This window comes from Corynebacterium rouxii (genome assembly GCF_902702935.1).
GTDB lineage: Bacteria > Actinomycetota > Actinomycetes > Mycobacteriales > Mycobacteriaceae > Corynebacterium > Corynebacterium rouxii.
The window spans coordinates 1,592,747-1,605,632 of record NZ_LR738855.1 but is presented as its reverse complement, the minus strand read 5'-3'; the positions used below and the strand labels follow the sequence as shown (position 1 = coordinate 1,605,632).

Annotated in this window: 13 protein-coding genes; 6 read left to right on the top strand and 7 right to left on the bottom strand. The window is 50.5% G+C overall.

What is annotated here, in order from left to right; genetic code table 11:
- The first annotated feature begins 1 nt into the window (after window position 1).
- Window positions 2-379 carry an RNA-binding S4 domain-containing protein gene (locus CIP100161_RS07950; RefSeq protein ID WP_155873400.1) on the top strand — a complete coding sequence of 126 codons (378 nt, stop codon included), beginning with the start codon at window positions 2-4 and terminating at the stop codon, window positions 377-379.
- Between the two features lie 43 nt (window positions 380-422).
- Here the strand turns inward: CIP100161_RS07950 and CIP100161_RS12375 are convergent, their stop codons facing one another.
- From CIP100161_RS12375 to CIP100161_RS07925, 6 genes are all read right to left on the bottom strand, one after another.
- Window positions 423-548, bottom strand: a complete 126-nt coding sequence (locus tag CIP100161_RS12375; RefSeq protein ID WP_268828313.1) for a hypothetical protein — start codon at window positions 546-548, stop codon at window positions 423-425.
- 52 nt (window positions 549-600) lie between these two features.
- On the bottom strand, window positions 601-1,620 hold the full coding sequence (locus tag CIP100161_RS07945) for a GTP pyrophosphokinase (protein WP_155873398.1): 1,020 nt from the start codon (window positions 1,618-1,620) through the stop codon (window positions 601-603).
- Between the two features lie 81 nt (window positions 1,621-1,701).
- Window positions 1,702-2,319: a hypothetical protein gene (locus CIP100161_RS07940; RefSeq protein WP_155873396.1), complete on the bottom strand. Its 618-nt coding sequence runs from the start codon at window positions 2,317-2,319 to the stop codon at window positions 1,702-1,704.
- 134 nt (window positions 2,320-2,453) lie between these two features.
- On the bottom strand, window positions 2,454-3,800 hold the full coding sequence (locus tag CIP100161_RS07935) for an exonuclease domain-containing protein (RefSeq protein WP_155873394.1): 1,347 nt from the start codon (window positions 3,798-3,800) through the stop codon (window positions 2,454-2,456).
- A gap of 135 nt (window positions 3,801-3,935) precedes the next feature.
- Entirely contained in the window at window positions 3,936-6,143 is a 2,208-nt protein-coding gene (gene glgX, locus CIP100161_RS07930; protein ID WP_155873392.1) for a glycogen debranching protein GlgX, read from the bottom strand.
- A 20-nt stretch (window positions 6,144-6,163) separates the two neighbouring features.
- Window positions 6,164-6,709 (bottom strand): TetR family transcriptional regulator, encoded by a 546-nt coding sequence (locus tag CIP100161_RS07925; RefSeq protein WP_155873390.1) that lies wholly within the window; start codon window positions 6,707-6,709, stop codon window positions 6,164-6,166.
- A gap of 224 nt (window positions 6,710-6,933) precedes the next feature.
- On the opposite strand from CIP100161_RS07925, the gene CIP100161_RS07920 reads away from it, so the two are divergent.
- Together CIP100161_RS07920 and CIP100161_RS07915 are read left to right on the top strand one after the other, a co-directional pair.
- A complete protein-coding gene (locus tag CIP100161_RS07920; protein WP_155873388.1) occupies window positions 6,934-7,596 on the top strand; it encodes an Rv0361 family membrane protein in 663 nt (220 codons plus the stop codon).
- Window positions 7,597-7,769: 173 nt separating this feature from the next.
- Window positions 7,770-8,327, top strand: a complete 558-nt coding sequence (locus CIP100161_RS07915) for a hypothetical protein (RefSeq protein ID WP_155874562.1) — start codon at window positions 7,770-7,772, stop codon at window positions 8,325-8,327.
- Between the two features lie 3 nt (window positions 8,328-8,330).
- On the opposite strand, the gene CIP100161_RS07910 is transcribed toward CIP100161_RS07915, so the two are convergent.
- On the bottom strand, window positions 8,331-9,377 hold the full coding sequence (locus CIP100161_RS07910; RefSeq protein WP_155873386.1) for a YbjN domain-containing protein: 1,047 nt from the start codon (window positions 9,375-9,377) through the stop codon (window positions 8,331-8,333).
- A gap of 349 nt (window positions 9,378-9,726) precedes the next feature.
- On the opposite strand from CIP100161_RS07910, the gene hisD reads away from it, so the two are divergent.
- The 3 genes from hisD (at window position 9,727) to hisB (ending at window position 12,886) form a co-directional block, all read left to right on the top strand.
- Window positions 9,727-11,058 (top strand): histidinol dehydrogenase, encoded by a 1,332-nt coding sequence (hisD, locus tag CIP100161_RS07905; protein WP_155873384.1) that lies wholly within the window; start codon window positions 9,727-9,729, stop codon window positions 11,056-11,058.
- 38 nt (window positions 11,059-11,096) lie between these two features.
- Entirely contained in the window at window positions 11,097-12,197 is a 1,101-nt protein-coding gene (locus CIP100161_RS07900; RefSeq protein WP_155873382.1) for a histidinol-phosphate transaminase, read from the top strand.
- 80 nt (window positions 12,198-12,277) lie between these two features.
- Window positions 12,278-12,886, top strand: coding sequence for an imidazoleglycerol-phosphate dehydratase HisB (gene hisB / locus CIP100161_RS07895; protein WP_155873380.1), 609 nt, complete (start codon window positions 12,278-12,280; stop codon window positions 12,884-12,886).

Genomic DNA, 12,886 nt, shown 5'->3' with positions numbered 1-12,886 from the left:
CATGGCAGAGAATGCGGCATCTGTGCGTATCGACGTGTGGGTTTGGGCTGTTCGCTTGCTCAAAACACGGTCGTTATCGGCGCAGGCGTGCAAAGCGGGGCATATCAAACTCAACGGGGTTGCAGTTAAGCCTTCGCAGTTGGTAACTCCTGGGGATCGAGTGCGGGTATGGGCTGATCACCGCGAGCGTGATGTAGAGGTTGTGAGCACTGTTCGTAAACGTGTAGGTGCTGCGATTGCCCAATCCTGCTACATTGATCATTCTCCGCCACCGCCGCCGAAAGAAATTCTGCTTTCTATGCCGCGTCGTGACAAAGGCGCGGGGCGGCCAACGAAAAAAGAACGCCGAGACATTGATCGGTTGCGCGGTAGGCGCTGATAGTGGGCGTTTATGTGAAAGGCTTTCGTTGATTTTGGGTGAATTAGGATAATCCCCAGCTTGGTAGTGGAAAATCAATTCCAAACTTGCGGAAGAAGTCCGCGATGCTTAGCGCCCATGTGGCAATAAAATCTGCGAGATCTGGAAACATCAAAATGGATGAAGTCATCTATCCGTATTCTCCTCAACGTTGAAGTATGTTATTTCCACGATACGTTTGTTCAGGATTGTTGTAAATCTGAGCGGTTTCGAGGGGCATGTTTGTTGAGGATCCGGAGGCGTTCGTTAAGCCGGGGGAGACGGAGTCGAGGATTCTTTCCAGTCTCCCCAGTGGCTTCAATATGCTTGGTGCCATAACGGTACAGTAGGAGGTCGTCGATAATGCGTACTTGTCCTGGCTTGAACTTGTAGTTCAAGGCCTTGCGCACTGCTTCGATGTCGCGATCGTTGAGCAATTCCTTGAGTTGTGCTGCAGTGTTGATGGAGTGAGCGAAGAGTAATTCTTCGAGCCAACGATAGTGCTCGCTGCGTGATTGCGGGAAACGGGATCCTACGAGCATCGCGATGACTCCCGGCAACGTTTCCGCAGTAATATCTACCTCAAGGTTGGGGCTGTGCTTTTGAGGTTCTTGGATTGCGGCAATGAGGTCGAACTGTTGATCCGCTAATTCGATGAGCCCTGCGGCTAAGGTAAAAGCTCTGTCGATTTGGGGATCAAGGTTAGCTGAACGCTTGTATCGGATGTCGTGTTCGAATTCTGCCCACGCATGTTGCAAAACGGTACGAATTTGTACTTCGAAAACCATGCCGACGTAATTGTTGAGGTCTTCAACGCGGTCGTCGATTTTGAGAATAAGATGATGCGATCCGTAGCCAAAGCTTCCAGAAATGCGAGTAAGGGCGGTCTTATCGACGGAGCGCTCCACCGTGAAAACATCCGCGAGGGCTTCGATAATTTGTGGGATCTCGGTGGAATGCAAAGTAGTAATTCGCACGCCGATGATGTCGTGGACATCGTCCCATGGGTGAGGGTAAATAAACGCACCTTGGGCGTTCTTTTTTCGAGCTTTGGTTTTAAGAGAGTGCCAGTCTTTAATACGAGCGCTGACGCGATCATAGGTAAGACCAGCATCGGTAAGGACATCTTCGAGCGCATCACTGAAGTCACGTTCGGCATGGGGATGTTTCCGAACGAATTGAGCGTACTGAGAATGTAGCTCAGAAATCAGTGACTGAGGCATTGATGCTCCTTACTGCTACGGGGAAGAATTTTCTAAGGGATGACGATGACCGGCGCTACATATTACCACTATGCAGCAATGTTAGGCCGATAATTGATTAGCGGACCCGTGGTGCAGCGGTTGTTGCCATGCTGTGGACTTAATATGCGCTGGGAATCCCTCGTGGTAAATCAAGGCATCGCTGACGAGCGGGGTAGAAAACGTTGACAGCCACGATTCCAATTGTGGGCTCACAATGTGAGAAGCAACGGCGATTAATAATTGAGGATGCGGTACGTAGAAGACTGGGGTTGCACACAAGATGTTGGCCAGATGGTGATAAATAACCTCGAAGGTAAGCGGATGCGCGATCCATGAACTTGTGGGAGCGCCTGTGATGTCAACCTGAAGGCCTTCGGTCATGCGCTTTGTGAGAAAAGTGGTGGGTCTTGTTCTGATAGGGATCCCGCGTGCATTACTTGTGGTGCGGATCAGATTATTTGCCGCAGTATCCCATAGGTATTGCGCACTTATGTCTAAGTCGTCGAGTGAATACTTGCTACTAGCAATATTGGCGTTAAGGCATGGAGATAAAGCAATGTGAACACTTGTTTGTTCGCCGATGATGGTTTCTTCAAAAGCGGGGTCACGGCGTGGCGTGAGCGACAGTTGAAGGGACGCGAGAAGATCGGTGTGGGTGAAAGTGGTGTCGGACTGCATGCTGATCCCCAGTGCTCCTTGTCTATTTATATGAAGGCTCTACATATTCAGACGTAATGAACACGGGGGTTGGTTCCCAAAGATATATCTTTTACCCCTTTGTGTAGCCCCCTTTATGGCCACTGCGTGGGATATTAAAACGGCGGTTGTTCATCCGCAGGATTAAGACCTAGTTGCGCAAACAGGTCTTCTTGAGTCCATAGGTCAATCTCTTGGCCTTTGGCACGTAGCTCTTCGGCACGTTTTTGTTTAGAGGTTGGTTTGTCCCATGGACCGCACACAAGAATTGTCGTCTTTTTTGTTACGTTTTTGCCAATAACACCTCCTTGGCTCGCAATTCCAGCCCATAGCTCGCCTTTGTCGTAAGGGGCGAAATCGCCACTAAGCGTGACAGATTGTCCAAAGAGTCGGCCTTGAGGATCGGCGTCAGGATTAGGATCAGGGATTGTTTCTGGAGTTGCTACTTTCGACCAAGGCGCACGCGCCTCTTTGGTTACTTTGCGGGGTTTTTCTGCTGATGGGGTTTCAATATCAGAGGTGGCAGAAAGAGGTGAAGCTGTCGCGTTCGTTACACCACGAACTTTGAGAACGGGATACACACGGGCGTCGGATAGCTGACCAGTGTGGAAACCTAGCGTGTTAAACGCGGAAGCAAAATCAGTAATTTCGGTGTTCAGACGCTGCGTAAGAGCGATGAGGATACCTGCACAGGCTTCGGCATCCGCACAGGCGTTATGGTGATGCCGAAGCTCAACATGAAGATGTTGTGAGACAGTGGGAAGCTTGTGATTCGCAATAGGTAGGTGTGCTGCGCGTGCAGCGGCGAGGGAACAACCAAAATTGGTAGTACGTAGGCGAATGCCTGCAGCCTGAGTAGCACGCAGGAAAGCTGTCATATCAAATTGAGCGTTGTGCGCAGCCAGTGGAAGTTCTCCTGCGAAGTTGGCAAATTGCTCGTAGCATTCAGCGAAGCTAGGCGCAGTCGCGACCATATCTGCAGTGATACCGTGGATGACGATGTTGGCTTCGTCGAAGTAATTCAAATCGCCTGGTGGGGTACATAGCCATTCTCTAGTTTCCACAACATGGCCATCCCGTACTTTTGCCGCACCGATCTGGCAAATGGAACCCCAGTCACTATTCGCGGTTTCTACATCGACTGCCACAAAATCTAAATGGGGTACGGGCTGGGGAATAGGACCATCGCCATTCATCGCTGCTGACAATGTACGAACAAAAAGTTCTTGTTCGGTAGAGCTATTAGGCGGGAACCAAATAGCAATATCTTTGTCGGCAGTGACAGTAACTAGTCCGCGGTCAAAGGCATCAGCTACAGACACCGTTTTTACTTCTGTGATGGTGGAAACCTGCAGGTGAACGTCGTCAAGCCCTAGGCTTGCACGTAGTAGCGACGACTGACCCGTCAGCGTTGAGGCATCCACGCGGAAGCTTAAGCCGTGTGCTGGGATGAGGCCGGACATAGTGCTGTGCTCCTTGAATTCCTATGGTTTGTGCTTGCTCAGATGTCTGACACTAGAGGTGTGCAGTGACATGATCACTGCAGCGCTCGAACACGTTATCGCATGAACGAGCGCCGCAGTGCGTGTCGACGTTAACTAGTCACTGTAGTCGTCGTCTCGACGGTCCTTTTCCACGGTCTGGGAATCAGGGGTGGTTTCGACGAGTCGAAGGATCAGCGTGCTGCGTGCTTCGACGGTAATCGAGTCTCCTGCGCGAAGTGTCTTTGCCTCGTCAGGATAACCGGTATCAACGTTGGTATCGACGATAAGTTTCCAAGCTGGGCCGAACTCGGCGTCAGGAAGAGTAAAGTCGATCGGCTCGTGATAGGCATTGAACATCATGATGAAGGAGTCATCTTCAATGCGTTGGCCGCGCGCATCGGGTTCTTGGATGGCCTTGCCGTTGAAATAGACCATGAGGGACTTGCCAAAGGCGAAATCCCAATCGCTTTGACCCATCAACTTGCCAGAAGGAACCAACCACGCAATATCGCGGTCGCCTACTTCTGATCCCAACGGGCCACCGGCCAAGAAACGGCGGCGTCTAAACACGGGATGGTTGCGGCGGATCGTGATAAGTCGTTTGGTGAACTCCATCAATGCAGCGTTTTTGTCTGCTAGCTCCCAATCCATCCACGACGTCTCATTATCTTGGCAGTACACATTGTTATTGCCATCTTGAGTACGTGCCATTTCATCGCCGTGGGCAATCATGGGGGTGCCTTGGCTTAGCAATAGCGTAGTGAGGAAATTACGTCGTTGACGTGCACGTAGTTTGTTAATCTCAGGGTCTTGAGTGGGGCCTTCTTCGCCGCAGTTCCACGAGCGATTGTGGCTTTCGCCATCTCGACCGTCCTCGCCATTCGCATCGTTGTGCTTGTGGTTGTAGCTAACTAGGTCATTGAGCGTGAAGCCGTCGTGAGCAGTGATGAAGTTGATAGAAGCCGTAGGGCGGCGACCATTATTGGCATATAGATCTGAAGAGCCGGTAAGACGGGAAGCAAATTCGCCGAGTGTCGACGGCTCACCACGCCAGAAATCACGGACAGTATCGCGGTATTTTCCATTCCACTCAGTCCAAAGAGGTGGGAAATTACCCACTTGGTAACCGCCCTCGCCAACATCCCAAGGCTCGGCGATAAGTTTGACTTGAGAAACAATCGGATCTTGTTGGACAAGATCGAAGAATGTGGCGAGTTTATCCACGTCGTGAAGCTCGCGAGCCAAAGTCGAAGCAAGGTCGAATCGGAAACCGTCAACGTGCATCTCTGAAACCCAATAGCGTAGGGAATCCATGATCATTTGCAATGGATGCGGATCTCGAACGTTGAGTGAATTTCCGGTGCCTGTGTAATCCATGTAGTGGGCTTTATCGCCGTCAACGAGGCGGTAATAGGCCTCATTGTCGATACCGCGGAATGCGATCGTGGGACCCATGTGGTTGCCTTCGGCGGTGTGGTTATAGACCACGTCGAGGATGACCTCGATGCCTGCTTCGTGGAAGGCGCGCACCATCCCTTTGAACTCGGAGACAGCGCCACCTGGCTCTTGAGCCGCTGCATAATCTTGTTGAGGTGCAAAGAAACCAAAGGTGTTGTAGCCCCAATAGTTACGCAACCCCAAGTCGCGGAGGCGGTCATCTTGCAGGAACTGATGTACTGGCATGAGTTCGATTGCAGTGATACCGAGGTCTTTGAGGTGTTCAATGATCGAAGGATGCGCTAGACCCGCATAAGTACCACGGAGGGATTCGGGGACATCGGGATGGCGCATCGTCATGCCTTTGACGTGAGCCTCGTAGATCACGGTCTCGTTATACGGCGTGTTTGGGCTGCGGTCAGAACCCCAGTCAAAGAAGGGGTTCACCACAACCGACTTCATGGTGTGTTCGAGACTGTCTTCTGTGTTGCGACGCTCTGGATTATCCGGATCGTTGATGTCATAGCTAAACAGCGATGGATGTCCGTCGAATTCGCCGTCAAAAGCCCGTGCATAAGGATCGACTAGTAGTTTGCTGGGATCGCAACGTTTGCCTTCAGCAGGGTTATAGGGGCCATGGACGCGGAAACCATAGCGTTGGCCAGGTTTGATGCCTGGGAGGTAGCAGTGCCAAATATGGGCATCGACCTCGTCGAGGAGAATTCTTTCCTCGTTGCACTCTGCGTCGATGAGGCAGAGCTCAACTTTTTCGGCAACGTCAGAGAAGATAGCAAAATTCGTACCTGCTCCGTCGTATTTAGAGCCCAGTGGGTAGCTTTGTCCGGGCCAGATTTGACGATCGGACGTCACAGGGGAGTCGTTCATAGCTACTCACTCTACTGCTTTTAGGAAAATCCCTGTGATTTTAATCCAACGATAATAATCTCAAGGCTGCTGATAAAGAGGTGATCTTGGTCTTTAACAGCCGCAGCCGTCCCCGATTCGACTTCTTGGCGTTGTACCTCGGATTGCTCGATGAGGCATGAACCAAGAATAAAATTCAGCAATGTTGATGCGCCGACGTAGGCTTTGTCGCAGCCGCCGAGGATGGCCGAAACGACACTAATAATATCGTTGCGTAACGACGCGTCTGTCAGTGCGGCACTTAAAAGTTCAGCACCATCTCGGTGGCGCAGCATTAAGGACCGAACGTCTAGTGCTAACGAAGGGATATCGTGATGGTAGGTAGCAGGGGAGGCGTGGATAAGTGGTGACATAATGTGGCGAGCGATGGCATCAATTAACGCCTGTTTGTTTTTAAAATGCCAATACAAAGCGCCTGGAGCAACGCCTAGGTGGGTTGCAAGCCTTCGCATTGTCATATCGGCTAGGCCATAGGAATCCAAAATATCGAGGCTTGCAGAAATGATGGACTCTTTACTTAATTGCACAGCAGTCAGCCTATCCTGATTTGGTTGCTCGTGATGGGGGAATACGGTCCGTGTATAGCACAACGTGACTTAGGTGATGCTAACACCGTAATGTATCTCAAGGATCATCCGATTAACATCGTAACGAACACATCGATCAGCCAACTTTTGTATTAAAAGCTAGAGTCAAATACACATCTTCGTGGCACCCCACGACGAAACCCAGATCGCAGAGGAGATACTCAGTGTCGATTAATCTTCACCTTTCCAGCCTTAAGCTTCCTGTTCTTGCCTGTGCTACCGCCGGTGTCATGGTGCTAACAGCTTGTGGTTCCGATGGAGATAGCTCGGATTCGTCGGCAAATAAGACCTCAACCGGTACGTCGACCTCAAAGTCTGCAAGCGCAAAAACTGGCGAGCCGTCTGATGTTCCTGCATCAGAGTCAGCTGCACCTGCACCTTCACCAGAAAACGAGCAACCGGCTCCTGGACAGCCGGCTCCTGGCCCGATCGACAACCCAGAAATTTCTTTCATTCCACAAGCCCCTGTTGCAGATGGTGCACCCGCGAGTGCGGAGGATCAACAGGCAATTGAAGGTCTTGTTCGTGGCATGATGAATGCCACCACGGTGCGTCAGTTTATGGGCTACATTCCTCAAAACACCTGCGCACGTTACCTTGAAGCTAACGGCGGACTTGCAGCGATGAATATTGACCAGATCCCTGACGTTCCGTTGGCGGACTTCCCTCAATACGCGCACGCACGTCCTACTATCGATTCTGTGACTGATGTTCAGGTCAATGGTGATTCTGCGTCTGCAACTGTGACCTCAACGGCAGATGGCCAGACAAATTCTGCGGTCCAGCGATTTGCTCGCGAAAACGGTCGGTGGACGTTCTGCGACTAATCTCGTAGTAAACGCGTGCTCTGCCGCTCAGTAGGTACCGAGCACGCGTACGCATTCTTGATCGATCCGGCAGACACGGTACCCTGTGTCTCATGCGAAAAACTTCAACCACCTCGACAGCTCCGCACATTTCGGAGAATGTTGACCCACTCCCAGAGAATCAAGGAAGTGGTGTGGTCACCTCACGCTTTCGCCCTTGGCTGCATTCGGTGCAGTGGTATTCCGCGATTGTTGTGATGGTGTCTTTGTTATTCGCTGGCACGGGAGCTGTATGGGCATGGTTTCGCCCCACATATTCAGCGGAAATCGTGGAAGATAACCAAGTGCGCGTTGGCTCGGAAGTAAACGTAGAGTTTCTTTCTCTCGCGCAATTTATTGTCATTTCGGGAATTCTTTCCCTCGCCATCACATATATCCTTGCACGGAAAGTGCGTTCGCACCACCGCCAAGTGCGCATCATGATGTGGCTCTTGCTATGGACGCTCATCGGCGGATTAATCCTCGCCGCCACTGGAAACATGGTTGCTTCGCTCATTCATCACACGACTGATGCTGATCAGCTCCTACCAGGAACAGTTATCCGCTTCGCGCCGCCTGTTGCGTTAGGGGCCAACGCAGTGATGTGGCCCCCTTTTGTTGCCGGATGCGCTTTTTGGCTATCGCTTTTCATTCATGTCGATGACGATAGCGACAACGACGTTTCGGCCGACAACCGTAACATTGATGGCTAAGCGTTATTCTTGGTGCGGAGGGGCGTCGTAAAGCCCGTACTTTGGGCTTTTTAATTGTGAGATGCTGTGCATCAATGCGTTAAACCCCTCGGTGAGAAAAGTAGTCAGCTGAGTATCGGTAAGGCCACCACCAGCATCGATATGAGTCTCTACACGGATTTTAAGCGTCTCGTCTTTATTAGCGATAAAAGCTTTCGTTGCAACTGCTTCGTCATTCCAACGATTACAAATAAGAAATATCCGCATAAAATCACTGCGCTGTAACCCAGAATCCCACTCCGCCCACATCATGATGGTGGGGCCGGACTCTAGATCACAAGCAATCATGGCTTCGGAATGCCAAATTGGTGCGTATAAGACCTCCAAAGAATCCGCAGTGGAAGTGATCTCTTCCATAACCGGAGAGATTCTGTCCATCGTGACCACAGTGGGCACATCCGAAGTGTCATCTCCTAGATCGAAAAAACCAGAAGAAGCATCCTCATAGAGGTGCGCATTGAGTAACTGTTGGTGGTCTACTGACAGCGCAGGAAAAACGTCGAGGAATGTGCGAACCGCAAGGGCAGTGGCATCGCATGCAAGCTGCAAAAACTCTGCCAGTTGCAGGTCAGTTTGCGGAAGTGAAATAGAGTTGCTTGACCTAAATGCAACAGAAAGCGATCCTGAATCATTAACGCGAATGCGCGCTGACGGGCTTACGCGCTCGTTGTTCCACGAGTTCACACTTTCTGCTACCCGAGAAAACTCATCTAACGGCAGGTGGCCGTTTAAAAAGCCCTCGACAATCAATTGTGGATTAGCTTGCGCTGAATCCTGATGATGAGTGTCTACTTCAGTAATCGTTCCACAAGCATTTTCATTGACGAGGCCAACAATCAGGCTATATTCGCGCCATTCGATTTCGATCACGCTACTGTGGTGCACCATAATCCGGCGATGGACAAAACCCAGTCGTGACAGGATGCTCTCCACACTGTGCAGGGTGATGGGATTACAGGAAACAGAAGAAAATTGAACCCCTAATGTTGGCTCGTTTGAATGTGTGCCCACCCCTTGCACCTTCTTTCCTTGTGTATTGAACAATCCGTGAGAACTTTAGCAGTCTAGCAGCTGGCAGATCACAGAAACATGAAGGAATAAGCTACCGAGATTAGGGGGTAGAAGCAGAAAAATATCTCTATGCAGGTGGAACTACAACGATAGAATGGCCCAATACAAAGCGTGAGGCCAAATGGCCGTGAAAACTTTCATGGTGTGTGCCCTCGTGATGGCCTTCACCATGACGGGGGTGCTCCATATGCCTAGTAGTGGAGATGGCTGCATATAATGTGAGCTTTAGATCCATCGTAGGCGGTGTTTTTACGGGAAACATCGAAAAATATTGAGGAAACGTAAAATTATGTTGAATGTGATTGATCTTCGCGGACACGTTCCCACCACAAGTGAGCTGCGTAGAACATTGCCACGAGGCGGAACGGATATTAATTCGGTATTACCGATCGTCGAGCCTGTGGTTACCGACGTTAAAAATAGAGGCGCTGCTGCCGCACTTGATTACGGAGAAAAATTCGATCACGTTCGCCCAGCATCAATTCGAGTGCCGCACGATGTCATAGATCAGGCCCTTGACAGCTTGGACCCCAAAGTCATTGATGCACTGAAAGAATCGATCGCCCGAGTACGTGCAGTTCACTCCGAGCAGCTTCCAGCGCAACACACAACCTCCTTTGGCGAAGGCGCAACAATCACAGAGAAGTTCATTCCGGTATCTCGCGTCGGCCTTTACGTTCCTGGCGGAAACGCTGTGTATCCCTCCAGCGTCATTATGAACGTAGTCCCTGCGCAAGAAGCGGGAGTGGAATCATTAGTCGTTGCTTCCCCTCCGCAAAAAGATCACGGTGGATGGCCTCACCCCACTATTTTGGCCGCAGCTAAGCTTTTGGGGGTAACTGAGGTTTGGGCTACTGGCGGTGCGCAAGCAGTGGCATTGCTGGCCTATGGTGATGATACTCAGCAGGATAGTGCTGAAGTCTTGGAACCTGTCGATATGATTACTGGCCCCGGCAATATCTTTGTCACTGCTGCCAAGCGTTTGGTGCGTGGGGTAGTTGGCATCGACTCTGAGGCGGGTCCAACAGAAATTGCTATTGTTGCCGATTCGCAGGCAAACCCAGTCTGGATCGCCTACGACCTCATTAGTCAAGCTGAACATGATGTGCTTGCTGCTTCGGTACTTATCACGGATTCCGAAGAGCTAGCACAGCGGGTTAATGAGGAAGTCGCTGCTCGCTACAGCGTGACCCGCAATGCAGATCGCGTATCCGAGGCGCTCAAAGGCCAACAATCAGGCATCGTGCTTGTCGACGATCTCCCTACCGCTGTCATAGTGGCAGACGCATATGCTGCTGAACACTTGGAAATTCACACAGCAGATTCCCACAAAGTTGCAGAACAAATTCGAAACGCCGGAGCAATCTTTGTTGGTGGATATTCTCCGGTACCGCTAGGAGATTACTCAGCAGGTTCGAACCACGTACTGCCAACCTCTGGTAGCGCTCGTTACAGCTCCGGACTTTCTACGCATACCTTCCTTAAACCAGTCAATGTTATTTACTACGATGAGGTGGCACTAAAAGAAATTTCCGACACCGTGATCACCTTGGCTGATGCTGAGGACCTTCCTGCACACGGCGAAGCGATTCGTACGCGATTTGAAAACCTTGGCAACTAGGTCTCACTGAATAACCACGGAAAGAATGCAGTAAACCCATGAAAGATCTAACACTGAACGATCTTCCTATTCGGGAAGAACTACGAGGCCAGTCCGCTTATGGCGCACCACAACTAGACGTTGATGTTCGTCTCAATACAAACGAAAATCCCTACCCGCCCTCTGAAGCACTCGTCAAAGAACTCGCCCGAATAGTTGCCGAGCAAGCAAGTAACCTGAATCGTTATCCCGAGCGCGACGCTGTAGAACTTCGTACAGAGCTCGCCCGATACATTACAAAGTGCACTGGTGTGCCAGTGACCTATGAGCAATTGTGGGCTGCCAACGGCTCAAACGAAGTCCTGCAACAATTGTTACAAGCATTCGGAGGTCCAGGTCGAACTGTTCTGGGGTTCCAGCCAAGTTATTCAATGCACCCCATTTTGGCGCAAGGAACTCAAACTACGTTTATTAACTGCCCCCGTGATAAGGAGTTTCGCATCGATGTAGATGCAGCACTGGCGGCGATTAAGTTACAACAGCCCGATATCGTCTTTGTGACTACCCCGAATAACCCAACAGGCGATGTGACCTCGCTGGATACGATCCAAAAGATCTTAGATGCCGCACCGGGAATCGTCATCGTGGATGAAGCATATGCAGAATTTTCGGAACAGCCTAGTGCCATTTCCTTGCTGGAAAACTATCCCACCAAGTTGGTTGTTTCTCGAACAATGAGTAAAGCCTTCGATTTTGCTGGTGGTCGATTAGGGTATTTTGTCGCTCATAAGGCATTTATCGATGCCGTGATGCTTGTTCGACTGCCTTATCACCTCTCGCAGCTCTCGCAAGCAGCGGCCATTGTAGCGTTGCGGCATAGCGAAGAAACCTTAGCCACCGTGGCAAAACTCGTAGCGGAACGAAAGCGGGTCCAGCAAGGTTTGCTCGAACTCGGATTTGAAATTGTGCCTAGCGAATCTAATTTCTTATTCTTTGGGCATTTTGAAGATCAACACGCCGTGTGGCAGGCATTTCTCGATCGTAAAGTGCTTATCCGCGATGTGTCTGTTTCTGGTTATCTTCGTGCCACTATCGGGTTACCAGAAGAAAACGATGCTTTCCTCAAAGCTGCTGGTGAGGTAGCTCAACAATTCCTGTAATCGCATAAAAGTAGGGTTTATCTTTATGCAGTACAAACACTTTAGACTCTAAAACACAGAAAGCACGGTGACCTTCAACTATGGCATCCCAACCTCGTATTGGTTCGATTTCTCGTGTCACAAGCGAATCAGATATTCGTGTCGAAATAAATCTCGATGGAACAGGTTCAGTCGATATTGACACTGGTGTACCTTTTTTCGATCACATGCTTACTGCCTTTGGAGTCCATGGTGCATTTGATTTGAAGGTAAAGGCCACGGGAGACACACACATTGATGCTCACCACACAGTGGAAGACACTGCAATTGTGCTGGGGCAGGCCATAGCGCAAGCTGTAGGTGATAAGCGCGGAATTAGACGATTTGGCTCTTTCCAACTACCGATGGATGAGACGTTGTGTGAAGCCATCGTCGATTTCTCGGGGCGTCCCTATTTTGTCACCAAAGGCGAGCCTGATTACCTTGTGCATTCTGTCATTGGTAGTCATTACCCGACCGTCTTAAATGAGCACTTTTTTGAATCCTTGGCGCTAAACGCAAAAATCACATTGCACGTATTGTGCCGTTACGGTCGGGATCCGCACCATATCACTGAAGCTGAATTTAAAGCTGTCGCACGAGCGATCCGTGAAGCAGTTGGCCCCGATGACCGTCTTACTGGAATCCCCTCAACTAAAGGAGCGCTATAA

Excerpts from the sequence above, each read along its gene's own strand:
- CIP100161_RS12375 (WP_268828313.1), bottom strand. The coding sequence starts at position 548 with ATGACTTCATCCATTTTGATGTTTCCAGATCTCGCAGATTTTATTGCC.
- CIP100161_RS07950 (WP_155873400.1), top strand. The coding sequence starts at position 2 with ATGGCAGAGAATGCGGCATCTGTGCGTATCGACGTGTGGGTTTGGGCT.
- glgX (WP_155873392.1), bottom strand. The coding sequence starts at position 6,143 with ATGAACGACTCCCCTGTGACGTCCGATCGTCAAATCTGGCCCGGACAA.
- CIP100161_RS07945 (WP_155873398.1), bottom strand. The coding sequence starts at position 1,620 with ATGCCTCAGTCACTGATTTCTGAGCTACATTCTCAGTACGCTCAATTC.
- CIP100161_RS07940 (WP_155873396.1), bottom strand. The coding sequence starts at position 2,319 with ATGCAGTCCGACACCACTTTCACCCACACCGATCTTCTCGCGTCCCTT.
- hisB (WP_155873380.1), top strand. The coding sequence starts at position 12,278 with ATGGCATCCCAACCTCGTATTGGTTCGATTTCTCGTGTCACAAGCGAA.
- CIP100161_RS07900 (WP_155873382.1), top strand. The coding sequence starts at position 11,097 with ATGAAAGATCTAACACTGAACGATCTTCCTATTCGGGAAGAACTACGA.
- hisD (WP_155873384.1), top strand. The coding sequence starts at position 9,727 with ATGTTGAATGTGATTGATCTTCGCGGACACGTTCCCACCACAAGTGAG.
- CIP100161_RS07935 (WP_155873394.1), bottom strand. The coding sequence starts at position 3,800 with ATGTCCGGCCTCATCCCAGCACACGGCTTAAGCTTCCGCGTGGATGCC.